The 26,288-nt window shown below is 71.5% G+C and carries 28 protein-coding genes and 1 pseudogene; 17 read left to right on the top strand and 12 right to left on the bottom strand.

The window, feature by feature from the left end; all coding sequences use genetic code 11:
* Nucleotides 1-47 precede the first annotated feature (47 nt).
* The 4 genes from LQ940_RS11955 to LQ940_RS11945 all read left to right on the top strand — a co-directional run bounded on the left by LQ940_RS11955 (nt 48) and on the right by LQ940_RS11945 (nt 3,429).
* The gene (locus LQ940_RS11955) at nt 48-617 is read left to right on the top strand and encodes a DUF3887 domain-containing protein (RefSeq protein WP_231242770.1); all 570 of its coding nucleotides are present in this window, start codon (nt 48-50) and stop codon (nt 615-617) included.
* Nucleotides 614-826, top strand: coding sequence for a hypothetical protein (locus tag LQ940_RS21825; RefSeq protein WP_331275727.1), 213 nt, complete (start codon nt 614-616; stop codon nt 824-826). Before LQ940_RS11955 ends, LQ940_RS21825 begins: the two co-directional genes overlap by 4 nt.
* Before the next feature lie 264 nt (nt 827-1,090).
* Nucleotides 1,091-2,017, top strand: coding sequence for an AraC family transcriptional regulator (locus LQ940_RS11950; protein ID WP_231365023.1), 927 nt, complete (start codon nt 1,091-1,093; stop codon nt 2,015-2,017).
* Between the two features lie 179 nt (nt 2,018-2,196).
* A complete protein-coding gene (locus tag LQ940_RS11945) occupies nt 2,197-3,429 on the top strand; it encodes a DUF222 domain-containing protein (protein ID WP_231242773.1) in 1,233 nt (410 codons plus the stop codon).
* Nucleotides 3,430-3,625: 196 nt separating this feature from the next.
* Here the strand turns inward: LQ940_RS11945 and LQ940_RS11940 are convergent, their stop codons facing one another.
* The 3 genes from LQ940_RS11940 to LQ940_RS11930 all read right to left on the bottom strand — a co-directional run bounded on the left by LQ940_RS11940 (nt 3,626) and on the right by LQ940_RS11930 (nt 5,676).
* The gene (locus tag LQ940_RS11940; RefSeq protein ID WP_231242775.1) at nt 3,626-3,934 is read right to left on the bottom strand and encodes a hypothetical protein; all 309 of its coding nucleotides are present in this window, start codon (nt 3,932-3,934) and stop codon (nt 3,626-3,628) included.
* A gap of 4 nt (nt 3,935-3,938) precedes the next feature.
* The gene (locus LQ940_RS11935) at nt 3,939-4,862 is read right to left on the bottom strand and encodes a hypothetical protein (RefSeq protein ID WP_231242777.1); all 924 of its coding nucleotides are present in this window, start codon (nt 4,860-4,862) and stop codon (nt 3,939-3,941) included.
* A 79-nt stretch (nt 4,863-4,941) separates the two neighbouring features.
* Nucleotides 4,942-5,676 (bottom strand): glycoside hydrolase family 16 protein, encoded by a 735-nt coding sequence (locus LQ940_RS11930; RefSeq protein ID WP_231365022.1) that lies wholly within the window; start codon nt 5,674-5,676, stop codon nt 4,942-4,944.
* A 79-nt stretch (nt 5,677-5,755) separates the two neighbouring features.
* On the opposite strand from LQ940_RS11930, the gene hsaA reads away from it, so the two are divergent.
* From hsaA to LQ940_RS11910, 4 genes are read left to right on the top strand one after another with little or no spacing between them, the layout of a single operon-like run.
* Entirely contained in the window at nt 5,756-6,922 is a 1,167-nt protein-coding gene (hsaA, locus tag LQ940_RS11925; RefSeq protein WP_231242782.1) for a 3-hydroxy-9,10-secoandrosta-1,3,5(10)-triene-9,17-dione monooxygenase oxygenase subunit, read from the top strand.
* Between the two features lie 3 nt (nt 6,923-6,925).
* Nucleotides 6,926-7,870 carry a 4,5:9,10-diseco-3-hydroxy-5,9,17-trioxoandrosta-1(10),2-diene-4-oate hydrolase gene (gene hsaD, locus LQ940_RS11920; protein WP_231242784.1) on the top strand — a complete coding sequence of 315 codons (945 nt, stop codon included), beginning with the start codon at nt 6,926-6,928 and terminating at the stop codon, nt 7,868-7,870.
* On the top strand, nt 7,867-8,766 hold the full coding sequence (hsaC, locus tag LQ940_RS11915; RefSeq protein ID WP_231242786.1) for an iron-dependent extradiol dioxygenase HsaC: 900 nt from the start codon (nt 7,867-7,869) through the stop codon (nt 8,764-8,766). Before hsaD ends, hsaC begins: the two co-directional genes overlap by 4 nt.
* 43 nt (nt 8,767-8,809) lie before the next feature.
* Nucleotides 8,810-9,442, top strand: a complete 633-nt coding sequence (locus LQ940_RS11910) for a flavin reductase family protein (RefSeq protein ID WP_231242788.1) — start codon at nt 8,810-8,812, stop codon at nt 9,440-9,442.
* 41 nt (nt 9,443-9,483) lie between these two features.
* On the opposite strand, the gene LQ940_RS11905 is transcribed toward LQ940_RS11910, so the two are convergent.
* Together LQ940_RS11905 and LQ940_RS11900 are read right to left on the bottom strand one after the other, a co-directional pair.
* Nucleotides 9,484-9,834, bottom strand: a complete 351-nt coding sequence (locus tag LQ940_RS11905) for a hypothetical protein (RefSeq protein WP_231242790.1) — start codon at nt 9,832-9,834, stop codon at nt 9,484-9,486.
* Nucleotides 9,835-9,881: 47 nt separating this feature from the next.
* On the bottom strand, nt 9,882-10,742 hold the full coding sequence (locus LQ940_RS11900; RefSeq protein WP_231242792.1) for a hypothetical protein: 861 nt from the start codon (nt 10,740-10,742) through the stop codon (nt 9,882-9,884).
* 90 nt (nt 10,743-10,832) lie between these two features.
* Between LQ940_RS11900 and LQ940_RS11895 the strand changes: the two genes are divergently transcribed.
* Nucleotides 10,833-11,492 (top strand): hypothetical protein, encoded by a 660-nt coding sequence (locus LQ940_RS11895; RefSeq protein WP_231242795.1) that lies wholly within the window; start codon nt 10,833-10,835, stop codon nt 11,490-11,492.
* On the opposite strand, the gene LQ940_RS11890 is transcribed toward LQ940_RS11895, so the two are convergent.
* From LQ940_RS11890 to LQ940_RS11875, 4 genes are read right to left on the bottom strand one after another with little or no spacing between them, the layout of a single operon-like run.
* Entirely contained in the window at nt 11,489-12,556 is a 1,068-nt protein-coding gene (locus tag LQ940_RS11890) for an NAD(P)H-dependent flavin oxidoreductase (protein ID WP_231242797.1), read from the bottom strand. The genes LQ940_RS11895 and LQ940_RS11890 overlap by 4 nt on opposite strands.
* Nucleotides 12,553-13,323: a CoA-transferase subunit beta gene (locus tag LQ940_RS11885; RefSeq protein ID WP_231242799.1), complete on the bottom strand. Its 771-nt coding sequence runs from the start codon at nt 13,321-13,323 to the stop codon at nt 12,553-12,555. Before LQ940_RS11885 ends, LQ940_RS11890 begins: the two co-directional genes overlap by 4 nt.
* Nucleotides 13,320-14,201, bottom strand: coding sequence for a CoA transferase subunit A (locus LQ940_RS11880; protein WP_231242801.1), 882 nt, complete (start codon nt 14,199-14,201; stop codon nt 13,320-13,322). The genes LQ940_RS11885 and LQ940_RS11880 overlap by 4 nt, the downstream gene beginning before the upstream one ends.
* On the bottom strand, nt 14,198-14,956 hold the full coding sequence (locus tag LQ940_RS11875) for an enoyl-CoA hydratase family protein (protein ID WP_231242803.1): 759 nt from the start codon (nt 14,954-14,956) through the stop codon (nt 14,198-14,200). The genes LQ940_RS11880 and LQ940_RS11875 overlap by 4 nt, the downstream gene beginning before the upstream one ends.
* Before the next feature lie 45 nt (nt 14,957-15,001).
* On the opposite strand from LQ940_RS11875, the gene LQ940_RS11870 reads away from it, so the two are divergent.
* The 4 genes and pseudogenes from LQ940_RS11870 to LQ940_RS11855 all read left to right on the top strand — a co-directional run bounded on the left by LQ940_RS11870 (nt 15,002) and on the right by LQ940_RS11855 (nt 19,158).
* Nucleotides 15,002-15,766 (top strand): SDR family oxidoreductase, encoded by a 765-nt coding sequence (locus LQ940_RS11870; protein ID WP_231242805.1) that lies wholly within the window; start codon nt 15,002-15,004, stop codon nt 15,764-15,766.
* Complete coding sequence (locus LQ940_RS11865; RefSeq protein WP_231242807.1) at nt 15,763-16,659, top strand: SDR family oxidoreductase; 897 nt, start codon at nt 15,763-15,765, stop codon at nt 16,657-16,659. Before LQ940_RS11870 ends, LQ940_RS11865 begins: the two co-directional genes overlap by 4 nt.
* A 368-nt stretch (nt 16,660-17,027) precedes the next feature.
* A pseudogene (locus LQ940_RS11860) lies at nt 17,028-18,262 on the top strand (IS256 family transposase).
* A gap of 212 nt (nt 18,263-18,474) precedes the next feature.
* The gene (locus LQ940_RS11855) at nt 18,475-19,158 is read left to right on the top strand and encodes a hypothetical protein (RefSeq protein ID WP_231243662.1); all 684 of its coding nucleotides are present in this window, start codon (nt 18,475-18,477) and stop codon (nt 19,156-19,158) included.
* Between the two features lie 99 nt (nt 19,159-19,257).
* Here LQ940_RS11855 and LQ940_RS11850 read toward each other — a convergent pair whose 3' ends face one another.
* Nucleotides 19,258-20,421 (bottom strand): steroid 3-ketoacyl-CoA thiolase, encoded by a 1,164-nt coding sequence (locus LQ940_RS11850; RefSeq protein WP_231243661.1) that lies wholly within the window; start codon nt 20,419-20,421, stop codon nt 19,258-19,260.
* A 158-nt stretch (nt 20,422-20,579) separates the two neighbouring features.
* Here LQ940_RS11850 and LQ940_RS11845 point away from each other — a divergent pair, with 158 nt between their 5' ends.
* Together LQ940_RS11845 and recQ are read left to right on the top strand one after the other, a co-directional pair.
* On the top strand, nt 20,580-21,821 hold the full coding sequence (locus tag LQ940_RS11845) for a cytochrome P450 (protein WP_231243660.1): 1,242 nt from the start codon (nt 20,580-20,582) through the stop codon (nt 21,819-21,821).
* 162 nt (nt 21,822-21,983) lie between these two features.
* Nucleotides 21,984-23,798: a DNA helicase RecQ gene (recQ, locus tag LQ940_RS11840; protein WP_231243659.1), complete on the top strand. Its 1,815-nt coding sequence runs from the start codon at nt 21,984-21,986 to the stop codon at nt 23,796-23,798.
* Nucleotides 23,799-23,808: 10 nt separating this feature from the next.
* Here recQ and map read toward each other — a convergent pair whose 3' ends face one another.
* Nucleotides 23,809-24,576 (bottom strand): type I methionyl aminopeptidase, encoded by a 768-nt coding sequence (gene map, locus LQ940_RS11835; protein WP_231243658.1) that lies wholly within the window; start codon nt 24,574-24,576, stop codon nt 23,809-23,811.
* 91 nt (nt 24,577-24,667) lie between these two features.
* On the opposite strand from map, the gene LQ940_RS11830 reads away from it, so the two are divergent.
* Complete coding sequence (locus LQ940_RS11830; RefSeq protein ID WP_231243657.1) at nt 24,668-25,288, top strand: ClpP family protease; 621 nt, start codon at nt 24,668-24,670, stop codon at nt 25,286-25,288.
* The gene (locus tag LQ940_RS11825) at nt 25,285-25,893 is read left to right on the top strand and encodes a ClpP family protease (protein ID WP_231243656.1); all 609 of its coding nucleotides are present in this window, start codon (nt 25,285-25,287) and stop codon (nt 25,891-25,893) included. Before LQ940_RS11830 ends, LQ940_RS11825 begins: the two co-directional genes overlap by 4 nt.
* A gap of 39 nt (nt 25,894-25,932) precedes the next feature.
* Here LQ940_RS11825 and LQ940_RS11820 read toward each other — a convergent pair whose 3' ends face one another.
* On the bottom strand, nt 25,933-26,247 hold the full coding sequence (locus LQ940_RS11820; protein ID WP_231243655.1) for a helix-turn-helix domain-containing protein: 315 nt from the start codon (nt 26,245-26,247) through the stop codon (nt 25,933-25,935).
* Between the last annotated feature and the right edge of the window lie 41 nt (nt 26,248-26,288).

Genomic DNA, 26,288 nt, shown 5'->3' with positions numbered 1-26,288 from the left:
GTCATCCAAAGGTTGACGATCTTGTCATCCTCCGGTTGACTGCGGACGTGGTGGATCCGATCAGCGCAGCTCGCGCCGAGCTTGAGCACGCCCGACAGAACCTGAACCGGGCGGTCGATCAAGCCCGTGCGGAGGGCCGCACGTGGGCCGACATCGGCAAGACCCTCGGCATGACGCGTCAGGCGGCTTTCAAGCGTTTCGGGCGCGCCACCAACCCGGCCACCGGCCAACCGATCACAGGAGAGAACATGTCCGTTGAGCAGGTCCGCACACTGACCGAGCGCGTGTTTCAGCTGATCAGCTCCGGCGACTACGCGAGTCTCGAAGAGCTGCTCCACCCCGACGTTCGCAGCGAGCTGCCGGAGGTCCTCGTCATGGACACCTGGTCCCGCGTACTGGCAGAGGTCGGAGCGCTGGAGACACAGACCGACATTCACGTCGTGCTGCCGGGCGGTGACCGGATCGAGGACGACGAGCAGATACTCGGAACGGTCGTCGGCGTCACGACGCTGAACTGCGAAGCCGGTGAGGTGATGGGGCGGGTCGCGGTCGACAATGCACTACGCGTGGTGGGTCTGCTCATCGTTTCCCCAGATCACCAGCCGCTTCCGTTCTGAGCGAGGCCCTGTCGGCGTGGCGACAGCGAGCATTCCCGGAGGACGTCGCATTCAACAACGGCTCTGGCCTGCCAGGGGGACAAGCCGAGATCGCCCTGTTCCACTACGCCATCGACGGACTGATGCTCGACCACCTCACCGCGCCGATCGATATCGGACTATCCGTGGACGCCGCCATCAGCGAGTTCGTAGACCGCATCCTTCAGTGATCCCCGGCCCCAGCCCCGCAAGGCGCCTCACTAACCTCCTGTCCAGCAACACCTAGTTCACTCCGCACCAACGCGGCGCGATGACGCAGGTCTCGGGCCCTCCGGACCAGGCATGGCCGCGAGGCCCGCGAAGCGACCTATCTGCGTGTCTGCTCCTCTCGCCTCGTCGTGCGGTTCCTCACGGGTTGCTGACGGCATCGGACCGCAATGATCGGGTCCTGAGCGCTCAGGGGCCGCAGGCTGGAGGCGAAAGGAGGGACCCAGATGATCGCCGTTCTCAACCTCGCCGTCGACGACGTGGAGTCACACCTGGTGACCGACCCGTCCGCTCCGGTGGATGCGTCAGGCACCGCCACGCGCACGGGCACCACAGAGCACCACTTGCGGCGGATGTTCGCATCGCTGGCCGGGATGCCGTTGTCGGAGTACGTACGCCGGCGCCGGATGTCATTGGCCGCCTCGGACCTGGTCACCACGAATGATGACCTGCTCACGATCGCGGTCCGGTACGGCTACGGCTCGACCGAGGCGTTCGGGCGAGCGTTCCGTGCTGTGCACGGGGTCGGTCCGAGCGACGCACGGCGTGATGGGGGCCCCTTACGCACACAACCACGGATCAGGTTCCACCTGACCGTTGAAGGGAGCGTCCCGATGGACACCCGCATCACCAGCCTGCCCGCCGTCCGCCTCATCGGCTACGCCAAGCGCGTGCCACTGATCCACGAGGGCATCAATGCGCACATCGCCGAGCACGTTGCCAGCATCGCGGTCGAGGAGGTCAAGCGGCTGAAGAGCCTGAACGACACCGAGCCGTCGGGGGTGCTCGCCGTCAGCGACGACCTCGACCCTGACCGGACGGAGGGGAGCGAGCTCACCTACCTGCACGGTGTGGCCACCACAGCCGCCGCACCCGAGGGTCTCGACGTCATCCAGGTGCCGGCTGGGGACGTGGGCAGTCTTCCGAACCGAGGGTCCGCACCCGCAAGCCCTGCAGGACGTCTGGGCAGCGACCTCGGGCACCTGGTTCCCGTCGCAGCCGTGGCGGCTGCGCCCCGGACCCGAGATCGTCGCCATCCTCGCCTTCGATGCCGAAGCCGGGACCGCCACCTGCGAGCTCTGGCTACCCGTCGAGCCCGCATAGGAAGGCGCGACGGCGCGGCCGAAGACTCATCTTCGCCGATGTGGCGCTGACCTGCATGTTCACAACGGCACGTCGACACTTGACTTTGCTTCGAACACATGATCTAATAAGTGCAGATGCAGTAGTCCTCCGCTTCGGTGGAGCTCGTCACGCGACGCGCTGGCATCGACGTTCTGTTGAGTCCCGGTGGGGTGGGTCCCCGGGCGACCGTCGATCTCCAGGTGCCTCCATGTCTCAGACCGAAGTCCCGCAGCATCCGGTGTTTGCGGCGGTCGACGCGCTCAATCGGGCGTTGGCCGAGACGGCCGATGTCGACCCGATGTACCTGTCGACGGAGGACAAGGCCGCAGCCCTGTTGGGGCTCAGCTCGGTGATCGACGGGGTCGAGGAGCTGCGGATGCGCGTGTTGGCCAACGCCGACGACGTCGCGGAGCGCGATGGCGCCCGCGACGCGGCCGCGTGGCTGGCACACCGCGGACGACGCGACCGCGGTGAGTGCCGGCGTCGGCTGCCGCTGGCGAAGACGTTGACGCAGCACCCGACGACGGCCGACGCGCTGCGCCAGGGGGCGCTCAACCTTGCCCAGGCCTCGGTGGTGGTCAGCGCCGTCGAGGCGCTGCCCGAGGAGGTCGACGCGGCAGTGCGCGCTGCGGCGGAGGAGCGCCTGGTGGCGGAGGCCGCCCAGTTCGCGCCCGACGTGCTGCGGGTGCTCGGGCGCCGGGTCCTGGAGGTCGTGGCGCCGGAGGTCGGCGAGGGGATCGAGGAGCGTCAGCTCGAGAAGGAGGAGAGGCAGGCCTCCCGGCGCACCTTCCTGAGGACCCGCAGGAACGGTGACGGCACGACTGACATCCACATCCGGGTCTCCGACCGGATCTGTGCCCGGCTGCTGACCTACCTCAACGCCTTCACCTCGCCGCGCCGCGAGCGCAAGAGCGCCCCGGACGACCGGCGACCCCACGACCAGAAGCTCGGCCATGCCTTCGGCGCCTTCCTCGAGGCGGCCGACCCTGCGCGGATCCCGATGCACGGCGGCGACGCGACGACGGTGCTCGTGACGATCGACCTGCAGACGCTCATGGGCGGGCTGGGCGTGGCGCTCGCCGGCGACGAGCCCATCTCGGCCGCCGAGGCGCGCCGACTCGCGTGCACCGCGAGCATCATCCCCGTCGTCCTCGGCGGTGAGAGCCAGGTGCTCGACCTGGGCCGGGCGCGCCGCCTCTACTCGCCCGCGCAGCGCAAGGCGCTCGCCGTACGTCAACCGACCTGCCGCTCCGAGGGCTGTGACATCCCCTCCTCCTGGTGCGAGGCCCATCACGGCGGCGAGCCGTGGTCCGCAGGAGGTCGGACCGACCTGGCGCAGGCAGACCTGCTCTGCTCGTTCCACCACCATCGTGCGCACGACCACCACTACCGCGTCGACCGGCTCGCCGACGGCCGGGTCCGCTTCCATCGGCGCACGTAGATCGGGCGAGCCCGGGTACCGGTCCTCATGACCACGGACCCCGCTCACGAGCACGATCAGGACGCCGAGCCGCCGACTCCGGACGGTGAGGAGCCAGACACGAACCAGCCGGGACCCCACCCGGACCCGCCGCCGGGGGAGTAGCCCTCGCCGCGGCGGACTGCCGCGAGTCAGTTCGCATCCGAGCGGTTGGTCGTCAGCGACGCTGGACGCGCAACCGCAGCACGGTGGCGGTCGATCGGTTGCCGGCGGCGTCGGTGGCCACGAGCGTGAGGAAGTAGCGGCCTGGCGCAAGCCTGACCCCGCCCATGCGCCGCCTCAGATGCAGCCGCTGGGCTCCGGCCACGACCGCGCGGCGGGCCCGGGTGACGACGCGCCCGGGTCTACCCACCCGCGTGACCTTCAGCAGCAGGGAGGCGCGCTCCGAGCTGAACAGGCTCAGCCTTGCGCCACGCGCCCCCAGTCGCACGGGGGTGAGGGTGACGCCGGTGAGCCGCGGCGACACGCGATCAGGCACCGGCTGCTGTGGTCCGGGGTCTTGTGGTCCGGGCTTCCTGTGGTCCCGGGTCCTCCCGCCCCGGCAGCACCGGCTCGGTCGTCGCCGTGGCGACGTTCACGGTGGCGGGGCGTCCCGACCAGGTGCGGACGGTGCCGGTCGCGGTGACCAGGGTCCGCAGTCGGGCGCCGACGTCGGCGGAGGTGGGCGTGTACGTCGCCGCGGCGGCGCCCGGGATGTCGCTGCAGGTGTCGGTGCACCGCTGCCAGGAGTACCGGTGCGCGCTGCCGTCGTCGATCCAGGCGCCGGGCTCGACTTGCAGGGGGAGGCCGGCCTGCGCGACACCGCTGAGCCGTGGCTGGTCGACGGCGAGGGCTCCGGACTTCAGTCGCAGCATCTCCGCGGAGACGCCGATGCGGGCCGACGTCCCCGAGACCGAGCCGTAGGCGTTGGTCGCGGTGAAAGTCACGCGCAGCTCATGGCCGACATCGTCGGTGACGAGCGGGTGCAGCGGGCCGGCGGCGCCGGGGGCGGGCTCGCAGGTCTCGCCGGCGCACCGCTCCCACTGGAAGGCGAGCTCCGGCTGCGCGATGGAGGACCAGTGCGTGAACCGGCGGGGCGCCACGAGCGTGTTCCCGACGATCTCGACGTACGGCGGGGACGTGGTGCGGTAGGTCGGAGCCGCCTCGATGGGGGGACCTGTCACGGCCGGGGTGAGCTCGGACGACGCCGTGCTCACCCCACGCCACGAGTAGCCCGCCACCACGACGCGCAGGCGCTTGCCCACCTGCTCGCGCCCCACGGCGTAGGTCGCCGGCCCGGCCAGGTCGGGGCTGGTGTACTCGGCTCCCGCCGGGTCGACCGGGCCGAGCCGCCGGCAGCCGTCGGCGTCGCAGGCCTCGACCCAGGCGAGGCGTCGCAGCGGCCCGGTGCCCACCCAGGTCCCCGGCTCGACGGTGACCGTCCCGCCGGCAACGGGCTCGCCGACGATGCGGGGCGGGGCCGTGTTGCGCGGGCTAGCGCGGGTGGACCCGCACGTGGTCGACCAGCAGCACAGCCGGAAGTGTGGGGTCCTCGGTGTCGTTGCCTGGCCAGTCGCCGCCGACCGCGAGGTTGAGCACCAGGTGGAAGGGGTGATCGAACGGCCAGGCAGCGACGTCGGCCGGTGTCACCCGGTGGTACTCCCGCTCGTCGAGGGACCACGTGATGCCCCGCCGGTCCCAGGTGACGGCGTACTCGTGGAAGTCCTGGGACAGGTCCGTGCCCGCGTCGACCGCACCACCCAGACCCCCGGCGAGACCGCTGTAGCCCGGGCCGTGCGCGGTCCCGTGACACAGGTGAGGCTGGGCGCCGACGTGCTCCATCACGTCGATCTCGCCGCACGCCGGCCACCCGACGTCGTCCAGGTCGTCACCGAGCATCCAGAACGCCGGCCAGCTGCCGCGACCTCCGGGGACCTTGATCCGCGCCTCGACGCGCCCGTAGGTCGTGGCGAAGCGGCGGTGCGTGGTGAGACGGGCCGAGGTGATGGTCCCGTCGGGCTCGCGTCGAGCCGTGATCGCCAGGTGTCCGGCGCCGTCGAGTGCGACGTTGCCGGGATCGTCGGTGTAGACCTGCTGCTGGGCGTCCCCCCAGCCACCGCCGCCGCGCTCGTGGCCCCACACCCGCGGGTCGGGCCGCGCTCCGGCCGGGCCCTCGAAGTCCTGGCTCCACATCACCGCAGTATCGCCGTCGCTCGCGGTCAGGTCCACGCGGTGGCCGCCAGCGATATCGACCAAAACGAGAACGTGTTCTAGTATTGACCCTGTCCCACCACGACAGGAGCTCTCGATGTCCCAGGCTGTGCTCGACGGTGTCCGTGACCTGCTCCCCGCCATCCGCGAGCGCGCCGACGAGGCCGAGCGGCTCCGCGTCGTCCCGGAGGCGTCGATCAAGGAGCTGGAGGAGACCGGGTTCTTCCGGCTGCTGCAGCCGCAGCGCTTCGACGGCTTCGAGGCGGACCCCGTCACCTTCTACACGGCGGTGCGCGACATCGCCAGCGCCTGCGGGTCGACCGGCTGGGTCGCCAGCGTCGTCGGCGTCCACCCCTGGCAGGTCGCGCTGTTCGCCGACGAGGCCCAGCAGGCCGTCTGGGGCGAAGACACGAGCACCCGGCTGAGCTCGTCGTACGCGCCCACAGGCAAGGCGACCGTCACCGACGGCGGCTACCGCCTGTCGGGCAAGTGGAGCTTCTCGTCGGGCTGCGACCACTGCTCCTGGGTGCTGCTGGGCGGCCTGGTCTACAACGAGCAGGGCGACGTCATCGACTTCAAGACCTTCCTGGTGCCGCGCGAGAAGTACACGATCGTCGACGTGTGGCACATGGTCGGGCTCAGCGGCACGGGCTCCAACGACATCCTCGTCGACGACCAGGTCGTCCCCGAGGCGTTCACGCTCAGCATGAGCGACACCGGCCAGTGCCGGGGTCCCGGTCAGGAGCAGAACACCGCGGACCTCTACAAGCTGCCGTTCCACTCGATCTTCACCGGCACGATCACCACCCCGATCATCGGCATGGCGAGGGGGGCCTACGCCGAGCACGTGGAGATGCAGCGGGCCCGCAGCCGGGCGGCGTACCTCGGGGAGAAGGCGTCCAAGGACCCGTTCGCGATGGTCCGCATCGCCCGCGCCTCCTCGGAGATCGACGCCGCGTGGGCGCTGCTCATCCACAACATCCGCGAGGAGATGGCCCACGTCGAGCGGGGGGAGAGGATCCCGCTCGGCCTGCGCCTGAAGGTACGCCGCGACCAGGTGATCGGCAGTCAGCGGGCGCTCGACGCGATCGACGCGCTCTTCGAGGCCTCGGGCGGACGAGCCCTGGCCCAGGGCACCTACCTGCAGCGGGCCTGGCGCGACGCGCACGCCGGCCGGGTGCACGCCGCCAACGACCCCGAGCGCGCGCTGCAGATGTTCGGGGCCCACGAGTTCGGCCACCAGGTCGACCCGGGGATGTACTGACCCATGAGCGACCTCTCCCAGGAGGCCACCCGCCGCTCGGCGAAGGCCCGCGAGATCACCCTCAATTACTACGAGGCCGGCGATCCCACAGCGGTCGGCGGCGGCCTGCCGCTGGTCATGCTGCACGGCGGGGGGCCGGGCGCGAGCGCCTGGTCCAACTTCGGCCGCGCGCTGCCGGGCTTCGCGGCGACGTTCCGCACGCTGCTGGTCGACCAGCCTGGCTTCGGCGGCTCCGACAAGCCGCCCGTGGTCGGCAACTACTACCGTCACGCCGCCGACCACGTGGTCGCGCTGCTCGACGAGCTGGGCATCGAGCGCGTGCACCTGCTGGGCAACAGCCTCGGCGGCGGTACGGCGATGCGGCTCGCGCTCGCCTACCCCGACCGGGTCGGGCGTCTGGTGCTGATGGGCCCGGGCGGCCTCTCTCTCAACCTCTTCCACGCCGACCCCACCGAAGGCGTCCAGCGGCTCATGGAGTTCGGCGCGAGCCCCACCCGCGAGGCGCTGCGCGCGTTCATCTCCACCATGGTCGTCGACCAGTCGCTGGTCACCGACGAGTTGGTCGAGGAGCGCTTCGCCGACGCGACCGCGCCGGGCGCCCAGGAGGCGATGCGCTCCATGGGCATGTCGTTCTGGAGCCCTGAGACCGCCGAGGACGGCATGCTCTGGCGCGAGGCCCACCGCCTGCGCGCGCCCACCCTGCTCACCTGGGGACGCGAGGACCGGGTCAACCCGCTGGACGGCGCCATGGTCGCCCTCAAGCTGATCCCCAGGGCGTCGCTGCATGTCTTCCCCCACTGCGGGCACTGGGCCCAGATCGAGGCCGCCGAGGAGTTCCGCGAGGTCGCCACCGCGTTCTACGCCCGCCACTCGCGCCCGACCGAGTCGAGCGAGGGACGAGCGAGCGACCGAGGGCGCGCATCAGAGGGGGAGAGGAGGCGCGCATGACCATCGACATCAGGTCGATGGGCTACGTCCGGGTGGCGAGCACCGACCTCGCGCAGTGGGCGTCGTTCGCCGGCAAGGTCCTCGGCCTGGCTCCGGGTCGCGGGCCCGACCTCGCCCACCAGTACTGGCGCATCGACCAGGTGTCGGCCCGGCTGGTGGTGTTCCCCGCCGACGTCGACGAGCTGTCGGCGACCGGCTGGGAGGTCGCCGACCACCGGGCGCTGCAGGAGGCGCGCGAGCACCTGCAGAAGGCCGGCGTCCCGTTCGAGGAGGGCACCCGCGAGGAGCTCGACGAGCGGCGCGTCCAGGAGCTGGTCCGGTTCTGCGACCCCTGGGACAACGTCTTCGAGCTCTTCCACGGCATCAGCTACGAGTCGCGCCCGGTCGTCACGCCGTACGCCGCGACGTTCGTGACCGGCGACCAGGGGATGGGCCACATCGTGCTGCCCGTCCTCGACGACGTCGAGGCGCTGCGCTTCTACACCGAGGTGCTGGGCTTCCGGCTGCGCGACTCGATGAGCATGCCGGGGGAGTTCGTCGGCAAGGAGCCGGGATCCAAGGTCTGGCTGCGCTTCCTCGGGGTCAACCCGCGTCACCACTCGCTGGCGTTCCTCCCGATGCCCAACCCCGCCAAGTGCGTCCACATCATGCTGGAGGTCGACCAGCTCGACCACGTCGGTCGCGCGCTGGAGCGGGTCCGCAAGCACCAGGCGCCGCTGTCGGCGACGCTCGGGCGGCACATGAACGACGAGATGGTCTCCTTCTACGTCCGCTCGCCCGGCGGCTTCGACGTCGAGTTCGGCACCGACGGCCTCCAGGTGGACGACGCGCGCTGGGTCGCGCGCGAGTCCACCGCGGTGTCCTACTGGGGCCACGACTTCGGCGGCGGTCAGTGAGACCGGCGCCGACGGCGCCCGCCCCGGTGGAACCATGGGGTCCATGAGCTCCGGTGCCGAGATCCCCGAGGGGATGAGCGCGGACGCGCGGGAGACCTGGCCGAGCGCGGAGCTGATCAGCTCCTGGCTGGGCGACGTCGACCTCGACGTCGAGTGGCGACCGGGCGAGGTGTCGGAGGTCCACGCCGACGACCCGGACGCCGTCGCGCGCGCCCGCACCTTCCGCGACGTGCTCGGCAGCTTCGCCTCGGGCGTGACCGTCGTGACCGCGGTCAGCAACGGCGAGCCCGTCGGCATGACCTGCCAGTCGTTCTCGAGCGTCTCGCTGGACCCGCCGCTGGTGCTCTTCATCCCGGCCAAGACCTCTCGGGCGTGGCCGCTGATGCAGCGAGCCGGCCGGTTCTGCGTCAACTTCCTGGCCCACGACCAGGCGGAGCTCTCCAACACGATGGCCAGCCGCGGCACCGACAAGTTCGCCAGCGTCGACTGGGAGCCCACCGAGCAGACCGGCTCGCCGCTGCTGCACGGCGCCCTGGGGTACGTCGACTGCGCGATCCACGCCGTTCACGAGGCCGGCGACCACTACGTCGTCATCGGCCGAGTGCTCGACCTGGCGCTGGGGGGACCGGAGCGGCCCCTGCTGTTCTATCGCGGCGCCTACACCACGACCGACTGAGCGGCCGAGGTGCGGGTGGCGGCGTCCCGGGTGCTACGGGGTCAGCGCAGGACGAGGTAGAGCGAGACGAGGCCGGGGACCACCCCGAGCAGCAGCCATGGCGAGGCGATGTTGCGCTTGTGGACCGCGAGGCCGGACGCCACGGCGATGACCCCGAACGCGCTCGCCAGCACGCTCAGGCCGATGCCCGCGACGACCGCGTCCTCCTCGACGTACTGCGCGGCGAGCCCGACCCCGACCGAGAGGTGCAGGATCGTGGTGACGATCAGGATCGAGAGGACCCACTTCTGCACGCGCTCGAGCCGCTGGATGTCCTCCTGGCGCACCGGCGGACGTGGCTTCGAGGGGTCCATCAGGTGCCGGGCACGGCGGACGGGCGGCTCCTCGGACATGACCCCAAAATAGCGCTCCCGGCAGCGTGGCCCACGCCCGGGGCCGCTCACATGACGGCGTGGAGGGCCCAGTCGGCCCGGCCCCTGACGGCGCCGCGCTGGTGGGCGCTCGGGGACCGCGTCGTCAGTCCGCTGATCAGGGTCCAGGTCGCCTTGCCGGCGCTCGGATCGAGCGCGATGACGACGTCCTGGCCCTCGGCGACGCAGTAGCCGGCCGACAGCTCCGTGACGCCGGCGTACCCGCGGCGCAGGAGGGTCTGCGCCGTATGGGCGCGGGGCCGCGCGAGGGGGACGGTGAGGAGCCGCAGGGCCCCGCCCGCGGTCACGGCGTAGAGCAGGTCGGCCGCCGGCTTCGCGCGGCGGCCGGCGGTGCCGAGCGCGGTGAGCCCCGCGAAGCCGGCGCCGAGGCGGGTGCGCCCGGAGTAGCGGACCTCGCCGCCTCGCCCGCGCTCGAGCACCCACCGGTGGAGCACCCCGGCCCGGTCGACCGAGTAGGCGAAGTAGCCGTAGGCGTCGGTGAACAGGACGGGGGCGAAGCCGCGCTGCGCGAAGGGGGTGGTCGAGGCCGTCATCCGGTGGCGGCCGGTCGCCCTCAGGGTGAGCATGCGGGGTACGCCGCCGACGGTCGTGGCGGCCAGCCGGGTGACCTTGCCGCGGACGTCGACGTAGCCCAGGCCGGTGATCCGCTGGGGCAGCCGGGGGCCCCGGCGGGTGCGGACCTGGCGCCCGTTGCGGACGAAGTGCTCGAGGATGCGCCCGGAGGAGTCCTGGCCCACGACCCCGGTGCCGCAGGACGGCGCGGCCCCGGCCGCCGTACGGCGTGGGGAGTCGGCCGTCGCCGCACCGGGCACGGCTGCGGCCAGCGCGAGCGCCAGCCCGAGGGCCGGCAGGGTGGCGCGTGCGTGCATGGGGGCTCCTCCGAGACGGGTTCCGACCGAGCGACAGTACCGACTGACGGGCGCCGTCCTCGGAGAACACGCAGCCAGTAGGTTGGGCGCATGATCGCGCTGCCCAGCCACGGTTTCGTGATGCTGTCGATGCCGAAGTGCGCGTCCACCTCGATCGTGAGGTCGCTGAGCGGCAAGGCCGAGGTCGTCCTTCGCGGAAACCCCAAGCTCAAGCACATGAACTGCCGGCAGTTCCACGCGCGGATGATGCCGATCCTGCGGCACGCGGGCTATCCGCGGAAGGACTACGAGCTGGTCTCGCTGTTCCGCGAGCCGATCGAGTGGCTGGAGTCGTGGTGGCGCTACCGCTCCCGCCCGGCGATCCTCGAGGAGCGGCCCCACCGCTACACCGGCGACGTCAGCTTCGAGCGGTTCGCGGCGGCGTACGTCGCGGGCGACAGGACGGTGACTCGCAACGTCGGCCGCCCGGCGCGGTTCCTGGCGATGAGCGACGACCTGGACCTCGGCGTGGACCGGGTCTTCGCGCTCGACCGTCCCGATGCCTGGCAGTCGTGGCTGGAGGAGCGGATGGGCGACGCCGTGCGGATCCGCACGGCCAACGTGTCCAGCGAGCGCCGCGAGCCCGAGCTGAGCGCCACGACCCGGGCCGCCCTGACGGAGTACTTCCGCCCCGAGTACGAGATCCACGCGCGGCTGCGCGACACCGGCGTCTGGGCGCCGCCCCGGGGCTACGTCCCGGGCCGCTCCTAGAGGAGGTAGTCCCTCGAGCGCCGCAGCTCGGCGTCCGCGCGGGTGACGATCCGGTCGACCAGCTCCTCGCAGGTCGGCAGGTCGTCGATGACCCCCACGACCTGGCCGGACGCGAGGACCCCCGCGCCGGTGTCGCCCTCGACCAGACCGGCGCGCAGCATCACGGGGGTGTTGGCCGCCAGCGTCATCTGGGCGAGCGTGCGGCCCTGGCTCCTGCGCATCGCGCGACCGTCCTGGGCGAGCTCGCGCCACGACATCGCGCTGGTGCGCTTGAACTCCAGAGTCCGCCGCAGGGTCGGGCCGAGACGCCGGAGGCTGCCGCTCTCCTCGAGCTCCTCGACGAAGGCGGTGCGCAGCATCCGGTGCGGCATGCCGTCGACCTTCGCGGTGACGACCGTGCCGGTGAGATCCTGCTGCAGGTAGAGGTCCTTGACGGCCTGCGGGACCGCGCTGTCCTGGGTCAGCAGGAACCGCGTCCCCATGCCGACGCCGGCCGCGCCGTAGGACAGCGCCGCGGCCAGGCCCCGCCCGTCGAAGAAGCCGCCCGCCGCGACGACCGGGATGTCGACCGCGTCCAGCACGGTCGGCAGCAGCAGGGTCGTGGGCACCGGGCCGGTGTGGCCGCCGCCCTCGCCGCCCTGCACCATCACCGCGTCCGCGCCCCAGGCCGCGACCTTCTCGGCGTGGCGCGCGGCGCCCACCGACGGCAGGACGACGACGCCGTGGTCCTTGAGCCTGGCGATCAGGTCGCGTGTGGGCGCGAGTGCGAACGAGGCGACCTTCACGCCGAGGCGGATCAGCAGGTCGCAGCGGTCGGCGGCGTCGCCGGCGTCGGCGCGCAGGTTGACCCCGAACGGCTGGTCGGTGCGGGCCTTGACCTCGACGATGGCGCGTTCGAGCTCCTCGAGGGTCATGGTCGCCGAGGCCAGGATCCCGAGCCCGCCGGCGTTCGCCGTACCGCTGACCAGGCGGGGCCCGGAGACCCAGCCCATGCCGGTCTGGACGACGGGATGCCGGACCCCGGTGAGCTCGGTGAACGGCGTCCGGATGAGCTGCGCGATCATGCGACAGGCACCTCGCGGTGCCGCAGCGACGTGGGGTCGAGCACCTCACGGATGAGGACGAGCTCCTCGGTGGTGGGCGACCGGGTGACGGGCACGTCGTCGACGGCGTCCAGGTGGAACCCCGTCGCCTGTCGCACCTCGTCCACCGTCACGCCCGGATGCACGCTGAGCAGGCGCACGGTGTCGCCCTCGCCCCGGACGTCGAACACCGCCAGGTTGCTGACGATGCGGTGGATGTCGTTGAAGCGCGCGGCCGCGGGCCCGGTCCTCTTGGCGAGCGCCGGTCCGACGCCCGAGACGATGTCGACCCGCTCGACGAACACGCGGGGCGAGTGCTTCGGCACCCAGTAGGAGGTGCGGTTGTTGACGGTGTTGCCCGGGGCGCCGCGCGACCCGAGGAGCTGGCGCTTGGGCTGGGAGAAGTCGCCGATGGCCGAGATGTTCTGGTTCCCGTGCCGGTCGACCTGGGTCGCGCCCATCATCACGTGCCGCTTGCCGTAGGCGACGACGTCGAAGACCTTGCGGAACGGGATCCAGCCCTCGACCACGTCGCCCGTGGCGAACAGCGGGGGAGTGCCGGCCAGGAACAGCGACTCCCCGTCGGAGATCACCAGGTCGGGGTTGGAGGTGAGGCGGGCCAGGCGCGCGCCCAGCATCGGCAGCAGGCCCATCGGGCTGCCGAAGATCTCACCGTCGTCCTTGAAGGCGTCGGCGATGGCGACGGCGCAGACGTCCGCGCGGGTCGCGCCCGGGTCGCTCGTGCTCATGCCTGCTCCTCGCCGAACGCCCGCACCGCGGCCTGGTAGTCGGACTCGTCGCCGGAGAGGAAGCGCTCCTCGAACACCGACCAGTCCTCCTCGGACCCGCCGGCCGCTGCGGCGTACGCCTTCTGGAAGCGCTCGTCGCGCTCATAGTCGGGCGCGCACGTGGTGAAGTGCGCGCCGTTCGGAGCCTCGACCACGCCGCTGACCATCATTCGGCTCAACAGCAGCCTCTGGACGGGCGTGTTGACGGTGAGGCCGGCCGTGTCGACGACCTGCTCGACGCTGACGTAGGCCCGGTCGGCGGCCATGCAGAACAGGTCGTCGAAGTAGGGGTCCGGGCCGAGGTAGGTGGCGTTTCCATGCCGGTCGGCGCGGTTGAGGTGCACCAGCGCCACGTCGAGGCGCAGCGCCGCTACGGCGACGAGCTCCTCGCCGTCGTCGTAGGGGCTGTGGACGGTCTTGATCCAGGCGTTGTTGACCAGCACGTCGGAGCCCAGACCCGCTCGCATCGGCAGGAAGGGCAGCCGCTGCGCGGCCGCGCGCAGCCCGGTCTGGAACATGCCCTCGTCGAGCTCGACGACCTCGGGGATCGTGCCGTCCTGGCGGGCGCGCTGGAAGTTCGGCTCGAGGGGGACCGAGTCGAGGGACACGAACGCATAGACCAGTCGGCGTACCTTGCCGGCCCGCACGAGGAGACCGACGTCCGCGCCACCCCAGCTGACGAGGGTGAGGTCGCGCAGCTCGGAGCGCAGGATCGCTCGCACCAGCGCCATCGGCTTGCGGCGCGACCCCCACCCGCCGATGCCGATCGTCATCCCGTCCTCGAGCTCGGCGACGACCTCGCCGATGCTCATGCGCTTGTCGCGGGGCGCCGCTGTCACGTCCTGCCCGCCTTGTCGGTGCCGGCGAAGGCGTCGCGAAGCTCGTCGGCCACGCCGGCGAGGTTGAGCTCCATCGTGAAGCCCTGCTCGAAGCGGTAGCTCTTGTTGACGTCGATCGGGTCGATGCCGTTGAGCGCCTCCTTGGCGGCGCGGATGACCCGGGCGTCCTTGGCGGCGATCTCGCCGGCGACCGCGAGCGCGGCGTCGTCCAGGCGGTCTCGGGGGACCACCTCGAGGACGCTGCCGTGCGGGACGAGTTCGGCGGCCGTGATCGTGCGGGCGGTGAAGTACAGGGTCCGCATGAGGTGCTGTGGCACCAGCCGAGCCAGGTGGGTGGCGGCCCCGAGCGCCCCCTGGTCGACCTCGGGAACCCCGAAGTAGGCGTCGTCGCTGGCGACCACGCAGTCGGCGTTGCCGACCAGGCCGACCCCGCCCCCGAGGCAGAAGCCGTGGACCGCCGCGACGACCGGCACCGCGCACTCGTAGACGGCCTTGAACGCCGCGAAGCAGCCCTTGTTGGCGCCGAGCAGCAGGTCGAAGCCGGAGCTGCGCTGCATCTCCTTGATGTCGACCCCGGCGTTGAAGCCGCGGCCCTCGGCGCGGAGCACCACGACGTGGGTGTCGCGGTCGCGGCTGGCCTCGTCGAGCGCGGCGGCGAGGTCGAACCAGCCCTGGACGGGCAGCGCGTTGACGGGCGGATGGCTCATTGTGACGACGCGGACGTGGTCGTCGCGCAGCTCCGAGGCGATGGTCATGGGTCCTCCCTGTGCAACCTAACGCTTGCTTGGTAGCCTAGCAGCATGTCGCTCTCGCTGGACCTGTCCGGACGGGCCGTCCTCGTCACCGGCGGGACGCAGGGCATCGGGCTGGGCATCACCCGGACGTTCCTGGCCGCCGGCGCCACGGTCGTGACCTGCTCGCGCTCGGACGCCTCGCCGGTGCCGGGCGCCGCCCACCGCGTGTGCGACGTGCGGGAGCCGGAGTCCGTGCGCGCCCTCGTCGACGCGGTCGTCGCGGAGCACGGCCGGCTGGACGTGCTCGTCAACAACGCCGGCGGTGCGCCGTACGCGCGGGCGGCCGAGGCGTCGCCGCACTTCCACGACAAGGTGGTCGGTCTCAACCTGCTGGCGCCGCTGATCTGCGCCCAGGCCGCCAACGCGGTCATGCAGCGGCAGCCCTGCGGCGGGGCGATCGTCAACGTCTCGTCGGTCTCGGCGCTGCGCCCCTCGCCGGGCACGGCGGCCTACGGCGCCGCGAAGGCCGGGCTCGACTCGCTGACCCGCTCCCTGGCGGTCGAGTGGGCGCCGCGGGTGCGGGTCAACGCAATCGACGTGGGCCTGTGCCGCACCGAGCACACCGGCGACCACTACGGCGACGACTCCCAGGTGGCCGCGATCGAGGCGACGATCCCGCTCGGTCGCATGGCCCGGCCCGAGGAGGTCGGCCACGTCGCGGTGTTCCTGGCCAGCGACCTGGCGTCGTACGTCTCGGGCGCGAGCATCGAGTGTCACGGCGGCGGCGAGCCGCCGGCCTTCCTCTCCGCAGCGACCAAGGAGCAGCAGTGAGCAGTCTTCTCGAGGGTCGCGTCGCGATCGTCACCGGCGCGGGGCGCGGGATCGGCCGGGCGCACGCCCTCGAGCTGGCCTCGCACGGCGCCGCCGTGGTGGTCAACGACTACGGCGTCTCGCTCGCCGGCCAGAGGGGTCCGGGGGAGGGCGCGGGGGAGTCACCGGCCGACCAGGTCGTCGCCGAGATCGAGGCGGCCGGCGGGCGGGCGGTCGCCAACGGCGCGGACGTCGCCGACTTCGCCCAGGCGCAGGCCATGGTGCAGCAGGCCCTCGACACCTTCGGCGGATTGGACGTCCTGGTCAACAACGCCGGCTTCGTGCGCGACCGGATGCTGGTCAACACCTCGGAGGAGGACTGGGACGCGGTCATCCGGGTGCACCTGAAGGGGCACTTCGCGCCGTTGCGGCACGCCGGCGCCTACTGGCGCGCCGAGGCCAAGGCGGGCCGCCAGCGCGCCGCCCGCGTGGTCAACACGTCGTCGGGCGCCGGACTCCAGGGCTCCGTCGGCCAGGCGACGTACTCCGCCGCCAAGGCCGGCATCGCCGGTCTCACCCTCGTCGCGGCGCAGGAGCTGGGACGCTATGGCGTCACCGTCAACGCCATCGCGCCGGTCGCGCGCACCCGGATGACCGAGGGGGCCTTCGACACCTCCGCCATGGCGCTGCCCGAGGACAACTCGCCGATCGTGGCCTGGCTCGCCTCGGTCGACTCCGCGGACGTCACCGGCCGGGTCATCGAGGTCGACGGCGGACGGATCACCGTCGAGAACGCCTGGTCCCACGGCCCGGCCCGCGACCTCGGCCGGCGCTGGGACGCCGCCGCGGTCGGCCCCGCCCTGCGCGACCTGCTCGCCGCCGCCCCCGCCCCCGAGCCGGTCTACGGCGTTTGAGGGGCGCGAGTTTCACCGCCTACCCGGTGAATCTCGTGCTTGAGGCGTGCAACTGCATGACACCAGCGCGAGTTTCGTACGACCAGCAAGGTCTATCCACAGCCTGGAGGCCGCGGGATTGGAGTGCCTGCCGGGCTGGGAATCCTCATCTCATGCTCGACGTGCTGATGGGCCTTGCGGAGCCCCATGGATACCTGCTGCGACGGGATGCCGTGAGGCTCGGCGTCGACGATGATGCGTTGCGGCGCAGGAGAGTCCCGGGGAGTGGTGGGGTTTGAGGGCTGGCGGCGAGGCGTGAAGACGTAGACGGCCATCGGCGGGATCTTCGGTGTGTATCGACCAAGAGACACATTGAAGGAGAGCCACCGATGGCCTTGCCACAGTCTGCCCTGTCCGAACTCCTCGAGGCGTTCCGTGCCGGTGATGGCGCCGATCTGGTCCGCGACTCGGTCCGGGTCGCGCTTCAGGAGTTGATTGAGCTCGAAGCCGCCGAACGGATCGGTGCCGCACCGTATGAGCGCACCGATGGCCGCGTCACTGAGCGCAACGGCCACCGGCCGCGGATGCTGACCACCAAGGCCGGCGACGTCGAGCTGCGGATCCCGAAGCTGCGCAAGGGGTCGTTCTTCCCGATCATCCTCGCCCCGCCGCCGCATCGACCAAGCGTTGTACGCGGTGGTGATGGAGGCCTACGTCCACGGCATCAGCACCCGCAGCGTCGACGACCTGGTCGAAGCGATGGGCGGGGCCGGGATCAGCAAGTCCGAGGTCTCGCGGATCTGCGCCGGCCTGGACGAGACCGTCGGCGCGTTCCGCACCCGGACTCTGGATCACGTCGAGTTCCCCTACATCTACCTGGATGCGACCTACCTCCACGTCCGCAACGCCCCGGCAAGGGCGGCCAGGTCGTGTCGATGGCCGTCATCGTCGCCACTGGCGTCACCGCGACCGGCGAGCGAGAGATCCTCGGCCTGGACGTCGGTGACAGCGAGGACGAGATCTTCTGGCGCAGCTTCCTGCTCAGCCTCAAGCAACGCGGCCTGGCCGGGGTGCGGCTGGTGATCAGCGACCAGCACTCCGGCCGGTCAAGGCGTTGGAAGCGGGCCTTCCAGGTGTCGCGCACAGATGGTGTCGGGTCCACTTCGCCCGCAACCTGCTCGCGCACGTGCCCAAGGGCCAATGGCCGAGCTGGTGGCGACTGCGTTCCGGATGATCTTTGCCCAACCCACCGCCGAGGACGTCACGCGGCGTGGGACAGAACCCGCGACGAGCTCGCCGCCCGGTTTCCCAAGCTCGGGCCCCTGATGGACGACGCGAAGGCCGAGGTGCCGCGTTCACTGCGTTCCCGCGCGAGCACTGGCGCAAGATCTGGTCCACCAACCCCCTCGAGCGGGTCAACAAGGAGATCAAGCGCCGCTCCCGGGTCGTGGGCATCTTCCCCAACGCCGCCGCGGTCATCCGCCTTGTCGGGGCGGTGCTGATCGACATGCACGACGAGTGGATCGCCGGCGACCGCCGCTACCTGTCCGAGGGGTCTATGGCCAAGCTCTACGACACCAGCGATACTGACTCCGTCGCCGCCATCGAGAGCAGCGACGTGTAGGCACTGAGGATCACCTCAAAGCCCACCACCCCGCGGGGCTCTGTCTGCGGCGCCTGGTGCGCGCCGGAGTCATCTGCCGTATTCGTCAAGGGGCCTACGCGCCGTGCGATCAGTGGGCCACCCTGGGCCGGCGCGAGCGGCACGTCGTCCTGAGTCGGGCGGTCCTCGATCAGTACGGCCAGCACGTCGCCCTCTCGCATGCCAGTCAGGCAATGCTGGACGGCGCCCCCGACTGGGGGCTCGACCTGAGCTCGGTGCACCTCACGCACCTGGTCGGTGGTGGCCGCCGCTCAGCCGGAGTGGTGCACCACGGTGGTGACCTCCGTGTCGGGGACCTGCGTCGCGACGGGGGCTCGTGGGCGACCACGCCCACGCGGACGGTCCTGGACACGTGCTCGCGGATCGCGACGGAGCCGGGACTGGTGCTCACCAGCTGGTATCTCCACCAGGGCCTCACCACCCCTGAGCTGCTCATGGAGCGCTACACCGAGATGCAGCGGTGGCCGCACATGATCGCGGTCCGCCTGGTCGTACTGCTCGCCGATGGACGGCTCGAGAGCGTCGGGGAGAGTCGGTTTCTCTACCTGCTGTGGCGAGCGGGACTCCCGCGGCCGGTGCTGCAGTGGCCGGTCTGGGATGGCGACCGGCTCGTCGGCATCGTGGACTTCGCGTGGCCCGAGCACGGGCTCATGGCGGAGTTCGACGGGTTCGTCAAGTACGGGAGGCTGCTCAAGCCGGGGGCTTCTGCGGCCGACGTGGTGTTCGCGGAGAAGCAGCGCGAGGACGAGCTGCGTGAGCTCACCGGCTTCCGGATGATCCGGCCGGTCTGGAGTGACCTGGATCGTCCCGCCCAGACGGAGGCACGGGTCCGGCGGCTGCTCGTCCACGCCGCGTGACGGCTACTTCAGGTAGGAAACTCGCGCTCCTTTCATGCAACTGCATGTCGTAGGCACGAGTTTCACCGCCTAGCCGGTGAATCTCGCGCCGCGCGGACCTCAGACCCGCTCGATGACGGTGCCGGTCGCCATGGCGCCGCCGGCGCACATCGAGATGAGCGCGGTCGACTGGTCGCGGCGCTCGAGCTCGTGCAGGGCGGTGGTGAGGAGCCGGGTGCCGGTGGAGCCGACGGGGTGGCCGATCGCGATGGCACCGCCGTTGACGTTCACGCGGTCCAGGTCGACCCGGTGCTGCCCGGCCCACGAGAGCACGACCGACGCGAAGGCCTCGTTGACCTCGAACAGATCGAAGTCCGAGATGCTCATGCCGGTCCGGTCGAGGACGCGCTGGGTCGCCTGGATCGGCCCGTCGAGGTGGAAATAGGGGTCGGCGCCGACCAGGCAGTGGCTGACGATCCGGGCTCGGGGCCTCACCCCGAGCTCGCGGGCCCGGTCCTCGTCCATGATCAGCACCGCCGAGGCGCCGTCGGAGATCTGCGAGGACGTGCCCGCGGTGTGCAGCCCCTCGGGGAGTACGGCGCGCAGCTGGGCCAGGCCCTCGAGCGTGGTCTCGCGCAGGCCCTGGTCGCTGTCCACCGTCCGGGTCTCGCCGCTCGCGGCTCCCTGGCCGTCGAGCACGGGAGCCTCGAGCGGTGCGATCTCGCGCTTGAAGCGGCCCTCGTCCGTGGCGGTGCGGGCCTTCTCCTGCGAGGCCAGTCCGAAGGCCTCCAGGTCGGCGCGGGTCAGTTCGCGGTGGCGGGCGATCCGGTCCGCCGCCTCGAACTGGTTGGGCAGGTCGATCGTCCAGTCGTCGGGCCGGGGGTCGCCCATACCCGGCGGGACGTTGGCTCCGAGGGGGATGCGGGACATGGACTCGACCCCGCACGCGATCCCGACGTCGATGGTGCCGGCCGCGACCATGTCGTGGACCAGGTGCGCGGCCTGCTGCCCGGACCCGCACTGTGCGTCGATGGCGGTGGCGCCGGTGCGCTGGGCGAGGCCGGCGTGGAGCCAGGCGCGGCGCACCATGTCGTTGGACTGCTCCCCGGCCTGGGTGACGCAGCCGCCGACCACCTGGTCGACGAGCTCTGAGTCGATGCCGGCCCGGCGCAGCACCTCCGCCTGCACGAGCCCCAACAGCACCGCGGGGTGGACGCCGGCGAGCCAGCCGTTCCTCTTGCCCAGAGGGGTGCGGACAGCGTCGACGATCACCGGGGTGCCCATGGTGACAAAACTAGAACAGGTTCTCATTGATCGACAAGGGGGCGGGCGCCCCGAGGCGGGCCTGCGCCCGAAACGGGCACGGAAGCCTTTGCGGATATACCGAGAGTATGTAGTCTCGTTCAGGTAGAACGTGTTCCAGAAATGAGAGGCGACCCGCCGTGACCGCATCCGACGTCATCCCCGAGGGGTTCGACTTCACCGACCCGGACGTCAACCTCGAGGGTGTCCCGTACGACGAGTTCGCCGCCGCCCGCCGTACGGCCCCGGTGCTGTGGGTGGAGCAGGACGAGGCGAGCAGGAGCGGGTTCTCGCCGGAGTCGGGGACCGGCTACTACGCCATCACCCGGCATGCCGACGTCTCGGCGATCTCCAAGGACAGCAAGAGCTGGTCGACCTACGAGAACGGGGCCATCATCCGCTTCCCCGGCGCGATGGAGCGCGAGCAGATCGAGCTGCAGCGGGTGATCCTGATCAACCAGGACCCGCCGGAGCACACCGCCACCCGCGCCATCATCTCGCGTGGCTTCACGCCGCGCTCGATCGGCGAGCTCGAGGCGACGATGGTCGCCCGCGGGAAGAGCATCGTGCAGGCCGCCGTGGAGCGCGGCACCGGCAACTTCGTCGAGGAGATCGCGGCTGAGCTGCCGCTCCAGGCGATCGCGGACCTGATCGGCGTACCGCAGGAGGACCGGCACAAGCTCTTCGACTGGTCCAACCAGATGCTCGCGGGCGAGGACCCGGACTACGCCGGCAACAACGACGTCGCCGCCGCCGAGATCCTCGGCTACGCCATGATGCTGGCCGCCGACCGGCAGGCCAACCCCCGCGACGACCTGATCACCAAGCTGATCAACGCCCACAAGGGCGAGCGGGGGCTCAACGACGACGAGTTCGGCTACTTCGTGATCCTGCTGGCCGTCGCCGGCAACGAGACCACCCGCAACGCCATCTCCCACGGCATGAACGCCTTCCTGGACAACCCCGAGCAGTGGGAGATCTGGAAGCGCGACCGGCCGAGCACCATGGTCGACGAGGTCGTGCGGTGGGCGACGCCGGTCAACGTCTTCCAGCGCACCGCACTCGCCGACGTGGAGGTCGAGGGCGTCACGATCAGGAAGGGCCAGCGCGCGGCCCTCTTCTACGCCGCCGCCAACTTCGACCCCGAGGTGTTCGAGGACCCGTTCCGGTTCGACATCACCCGCCAGGACAACCCCCAGCTCGGCTTCGGCGGGCACGGCGCGCACTACTGTCTGGGCGCCAACCTGGCCCGCCAGGAGATCCGGGTCATCTTCGATGCGCTCGCCGACCACGCCCCCGACATCACCAAGCTCGCCGACCCCGTCCGCCTGCGCCACTCCTGGGTCAACGGTCTCAAGGAGCTCCAGGTCAGGTACGCCTGATCGGGGCCGCGCCAGCAGACCCGATCGTCGGTGGTCGAGCGGCGACCACGACCGAGCTTGCGAGGTCGTGACGGAGCCTGTCGAGGCCCGGTGAGCCGACGATGTACCGCAAGCCGGGGTGGGATGCGGGTGACGTCGGCGGGACACGGCACGATGGTCGCCATGAGTTCTGTGCGGACGCCGGCCGAGGTGCTGAGCACGGTCTTCGGCTACGAGTCGTTCCGGGGCGAGCAGGCCGCGATCATCGACACCCTGGTCCGCGGTGACGACGCGCTGGTGCTGATGCCGACCGGCGGCGGGAAGTCGCTGTGCTACCAGGTCCCGGCGCTGGTCCGTGAGGGCACGGGGGTGGTGATCTCACCTCTGATCGCGCTCATGGCCGACCAGGTCGACGCCCTCGACGCGCTCGGCGTCCGGGCGGCGTACCTCAACTCCACCCAGACGCTGCCGGAGCGGCGCGCCGTCGAGGAGGCGTACGTCGCCGGGGAGCTCGACCTGCTCTACCTCGCCCCCGAGCGACTCTCGGTGCCCGACACGCTCGCGCTGCTCGGCCGCGGCAGGGTCGCGCTGTTCGCCATCGACGAGGCCCACTGCGTCTCCTCGTGGGGCCACGACTTCCGGCCCGACTACCTCACGCTCAGCGTGCTGGGCGAGCGGTGGCCGGAGGTGCCGCGCGTGGCTCTGACCGCCACGGCCACCGACGCGACGCGGCGCGAGATCGTCACGCGGCTCGGCCTCACCGACGCCGCGCAGTTCGTGTCGAGCTTCGACCGCCCCAACATCGAGTACCGCATCGTCGGCAAGGACAACCCGCGCGCCCAGCTCCTGCACCTGCTGCGCACCGAGCACGCCGGCGACTCGGGCATCGTCTACTGCCTCTCCCGCAAGTCCGTGGAGCAGACCGCGCAGTACCTCACCGCCCAGGGCATCCCGGCGCTGCCGTACCACGCCGGCCTGGACGCCCGCGTGCGCGCGGACCACCAGCGCCGCTTCCTGCGCGAGCCCGGGCTCGTCATCACGGCCACGATCGCGTTCGGCATGGGCATCGACAAGCCGGACGTGCGGTTCGTGGCGCACCTGGACCTGCCCAAGTCGGTCGAGGGCTACTACCAGGAGACCGGCCGCGCGGGCCGCGACGGGCTGCCGGCGACCGCGTGGCTGGCCTACGGCCTGGCCGACGTGGTCCAGCAGCGCAAGATGATCGACACCTCCGAGGGCGACACCGCCCACCGCCGGCGCCTGGGCCAGCACCTCGACGCCATGCTCGCGCTGTGCGAGACCGCGGAGTGCCGCCGCCGGCAGCTTCTGGCCTACTTCGGTCAGGACGGCGAGCCCTGCGGCAACTGCGACACCTGCCTCACCCCGCCGGCGACCTTCGACGGGACGGTCCCCGCACAGAAGCTGCTCTCGGCCGTGGTGCGCCTCGCGCAGCGCCGGCAGCGCTACGGCGCCGGGCACGTCATCGACATCCTGCTCGGCCGGGCCACCGAGCGCGTCACCTCGCTGGGGCACGACTCGCTCACAGTGTTCGGCATCGGGACCGAGCTCGACGAGGCGGGCTGGCGCGGCGTCGTCCGCCAGCTCCTGGCCCAGCGCCTGCTCGCGGTCGGCACCGACGGCTACGGCACCCTCGAGCTGACCGAGGAGTCCCACGCCGTGCTGCGCGGGGAGCGGGCGGTCTCCCTGCGCACCGAGACCCGGGCGCCGAGCCGGCGGCGGGCCGCCAAGAGCAAGGTCGCCGGCGCCGTACCCCTGGACACCCCCGGCGAGGAGCTGTTCGAGCGGCTGCGCGCCTGGCGGGCCGCCACCGCCAAGGACGCCGGCCTCCCGGCGTACGTCGTCTTCCACGACGCCACCCTGCGCAGCGTCGCCGCGATGACCCCGGCCTCGCTCGACGAGCTCGCCACGATCTCGGGCATCGGCGCGGGCAAGCTCGACAAGTGGGGCGAGCAGCTGCTCGAGGTCGTCGCCGGCTGAGGCGGAGGGGTCAGTCCCGGGCGGTCAGGATGAGCGGGCCGTCGGCGGTGATGGCGACGGTGTGCTCCATGTGCGCCCCGCGGGAGCCGTCCTGGCTGCGGATCGTCCAGCCGTCCTTGTCGATGTAGATCTCGTCGGTGGTGTGCAGGAACCACGGCTCGATCGCGATGACGAGGCCGGGGCGGAGCTTGAGACCGCGGCCGGCGCGCCCGTCGTTGGCGATGTGCGGGTCTCCGTGCATGGTGCGACCGACGCCGTGGCCGCCGAACTGCAGGTTGACCCGCAGGCCGGCGTCGTGCGCGACCCCGCCGATCGCGGCGGAGATGTCGCCGATCCGGTTGCCGACCGTCGCGGCCGCGATGCCCGCGTCGAGCGCGCGGCCGGTGGTCTCGATCAGGTCGAGGTCCTCCTGGCGCGGGGTGCCGACGACGACGGACAGCGCGGAGTCGGCCACCCACCCGTCGACGCTGGCGGCGAAGTCGACCGAGAGCAGGTCGCCGTCCTGCAGCACGTAGTCGTGGGGGAGGCCGTGCAGGACCGCGTCGTTGACCGAGGTGCACAGCACCTTGCCGAACGGCATGGCGCCGAAGGACGGGTGGTAGTCGATGTAGCAGGACTCGGCTCCCGCGGCGCGGATCATGTCGTGGGCCAGCGCGTCCAGCTCGAGCAGGTTGACCCCGACGTCGGCCTTCTCGGACAGCGCGGTGATGACCGAGGCGACGAAGCGGCCGGCGGGACGCATCTGCTCGATCTGGGTCGGGGTACGGAGCTCGATCACGTCACGAGCCTACGGAGTCCTGCCGCTGACGGCAGAACCGCCCTCGGCAGATTCCCTGGCTCCCACGGCGTACGCCGGACAGGCTGGCGCCATGACCACTCCCGCCACTCCGGCCCTGACCGGCTCCTACGACGACCAGCTGACCGGCCGGCTGCTCCAGCAGCGGATCATCGTCCTCGGCCAGGAGGTCGACGACGCGATCGCCAACCGCCTGTGCGCCGAGCTGCTCCTGCTCTCCGCCGAGGACCCGCACCGCGACATCAGCCTCTACATCAACTCGCCCGGCGGCTCGGTCTCCTCCGGGCTGGCGATCTACGACACCATGCGACTCATCCCCAACGACGTCAGCACGCTGGCGCTGGGCCTCGCGGCGAGCATGGGCCAGTTCCTGCTCTCGGCCGGCGCGCCCGGCAAGCGCTACGCGCTGCCGCACTCCCGGGTGCTGATGCACCAGGGCTCCGCCGGCATCGGCGGCACCGCCATCGACATCGAGATCCAGGCAGAGAACCTCGAGCACACCAAGAACGTGGTGATGGGGCTCATCGCCGAGCACACCGGCCAGCCGGTGGAGAAGGTCGAGCAGGACGCCCTGCGCGACCGGTGGTTCACCGCCGAGGGGGCGCGCGCCTACGGCTTCGTCGACGAAGTCCTGACCGACCTCGAGGCCGTCACGCCGGCCCGTGGCAGCGCGAGCTTCGGGATCCACCGATGAGCAGCTACCCGATCCCCAGCGTCGTCGAGAAGACCCCGCGCGGCGAGCGGGCCGTCGACATCTACAGCCGGCTGCTGAGCGACCGCATCGTCTACGTCGGGACCGAGATCGACGACGGCGTGGCCAACGTCGTCATCGCCCAGCTGCTGCACCTCGAGTCGGAGCGCCCCGACACCCAGATCGACCTGTACCTGAACTCCCCGGGCGGCTCGGTGACCGCGACGCTGGCGATCTACGACACGATGCAGTTCATCCACTCCCCGGTCGGGACGACCTGCGTCGGGCAGGCCGCGTCGTCGGCGGCGCTCCTGCTCGCGGGCGGAGCGGCCGGTCGGCGTACCGTCCTGCCGCGCTCGCGCGTGGTCCTGCACCAGCCCTCGGGCGGGGGACAGGGCACGCTCCCGGACCTGGCGCTGCAGGCCAAGGAGATCGTCCGGCTGCGCGCCGAGATGGAGCAGGTGTTGGCGCGGCACACCGGCCAGAGCGTCGAGCGGCTGCGCGAGGACACCGAGCGCGACCTCATCCTGAGCGCGCAGGAGGCCGTCGCCTACGGGCTGGCGGACGCCGTCCTGGGCAGCCGCAAGCCGTCGACGCTCCCAGCCTGACCTCCGCGCGGAACCTGGGGCCGGCTGCCGCTGCCGTGATCAGGCGGCGAGGCAGACCGGGCCGCTCGGCCGGGCAGCGAGCCGGCGGGTCACCCGCGCGGTGAGGTCGACCAGCCGCAGGCCGAGGGCTCCGCTCACGGCGGAGAGCACCTCCGAGCTCGGCTCCTTGCGGCCGCGCTCGACCTCGGAGAGGTACTGCGTGGACACGCCGGCGTCGCCCGCCACGTCGGCCAGGGTCCGGCCCTCGGCGGTGCGCGCCTCTCGCAGCTCGCGGCCCACGGCCACGCGCCAGAGCGGCTCGGCCGTCGGCTCGGGGGCCGCGGCCGGCTTCGGGAACGAGATCAGCTCACCCATGGACGGAGCCTAGGCTCGCCGCCGCGCCCGCGTCCGCGCCT

The organism is Nocardioides sp. cx-173, assembly GCF_021117365.1.
In the GTDB taxonomy this organism is placed as follows: Bacteria; Actinomycetota; Actinomycetes; order Propionibacteriales; family Nocardioidaceae; genus Nocardioides.
Note: the sequence above shows the minus strand (reverse complement) of the source record. Positions and strands in the feature narration are given on the sequence as shown.

Coding starts and splice junctions, on each gene's coding strand:
- LQ940_RS11950 (WP_231365023.1), top strand. CDS start 1,091: ATGATCGCCGTTCTCAACCTCGCCGTCGACGACGTGGAGTCACACCTG.
- LQ940_RS11945 (WP_231242773.1), top strand. CDS start 2,197: ATGTCTCAGACCGAAGTCCCGCAGCATCCGGTGTTTGCGGCGGTCGAC.
- hsaA (WP_231242782.1), top strand. CDS start 5,756: ATGTCCCAGGCTGTGCTCGACGGTGTCCGTGACCTGCTCCCCGCCATC.
- hsaD (WP_231242784.1), top strand. CDS start 6,926: ATGAGCGACCTCTCCCAGGAGGCCACCCGCCGCTCGGCGAAGGCCCGC.
- hsaC (WP_231242786.1), top strand. CDS start 7,867: ATGACCATCGACATCAGGTCGATGGGCTACGTCCGGGTGGCGAGCACC.
- LQ940_RS11910 (WP_231242788.1), top strand. CDS start 8,810: ATGAGCTCCGGTGCCGAGATCCCCGAGGGGATGAGCGCGGACGCGCGG.
- LQ940_RS11905 (WP_231242790.1), bottom strand. CDS start 9,834: ATGTCCGAGGAGCCGCCCGTCCGCCGTGCCCGGCACCTGATGGACCCC.
- LQ940_RS11900 (WP_231242792.1), bottom strand. CDS start 10,742: ATGCACGCACGCGCCACCCTGCCGGCCCTCGGGCTGGCGCTCGCGCTG.
- LQ940_RS11895 (WP_231242795.1), top strand. CDS start 10,833: ATGATCGCGCTGCCCAGCCACGGTTTCGTGATGCTGTCGATGCCGAAG.
- LQ940_RS11890 (WP_231242797.1), bottom strand. CDS start 12,556: ATGATCGCGCAGCTCATCCGGACGCCGTTCACCGAGCTCACCGGGGTC.
- LQ940_RS11885 (WP_231242799.1), bottom strand. CDS start 13,323: ATGAGCACGAGCGACCCGGGCGCGACCCGCGCGGACGTCTGCGCCGTC.
- LQ940_RS11875 (WP_231242803.1), bottom strand. CDS start 14,956: ATGACCATCGCCTCGGAGCTGCGCGACGACCACGTCCGCGTCGTCACA.
- LQ940_RS11870 (WP_231242805.1), top strand. CDS start 15,002: ATGTCGCTCTCGCTGGACCTGTCCGGACGGGCCGTCCTCGTCACCGGC.
- LQ940_RS11855 (WP_231243662.1), top strand. CDS start 18,475: ATGCTGGACGGCGCCCCCGACTGGGGGCTCGACCTGAGCTCGGTGCAC.
- LQ940_RS11850 (WP_231243661.1), bottom strand. CDS start 20,421: ATGGGCACCCCGGTGATCGTCGACGCTGTCCGCACCCCTCTGGGCAAG.
- recQ (WP_231243659.1), top strand. CDS start 21,984: ATGAGTTCTGTGCGGACGCCGGCCGAGGTGCTGAGCACGGTCTTCGGC.
- LQ940_RS11830 (WP_231243657.1), top strand. CDS start 24,668: ATGACCACTCCCGCCACTCCGGCCCTGACCGGCTCCTACGACGACCAG.
- LQ940_RS11825 (WP_231243656.1), top strand. CDS start 25,285: ATGAGCAGCTACCCGATCCCCAGCGTCGTCGAGAAGACCCCGCGCGGC.
- LQ940_RS11820 (WP_231243655.1), bottom strand. CDS start 26,247: ATGGGTGAGCTGATCTCGTTCCCGAAGCCGGCCGCGGCCCCCGAGCCG.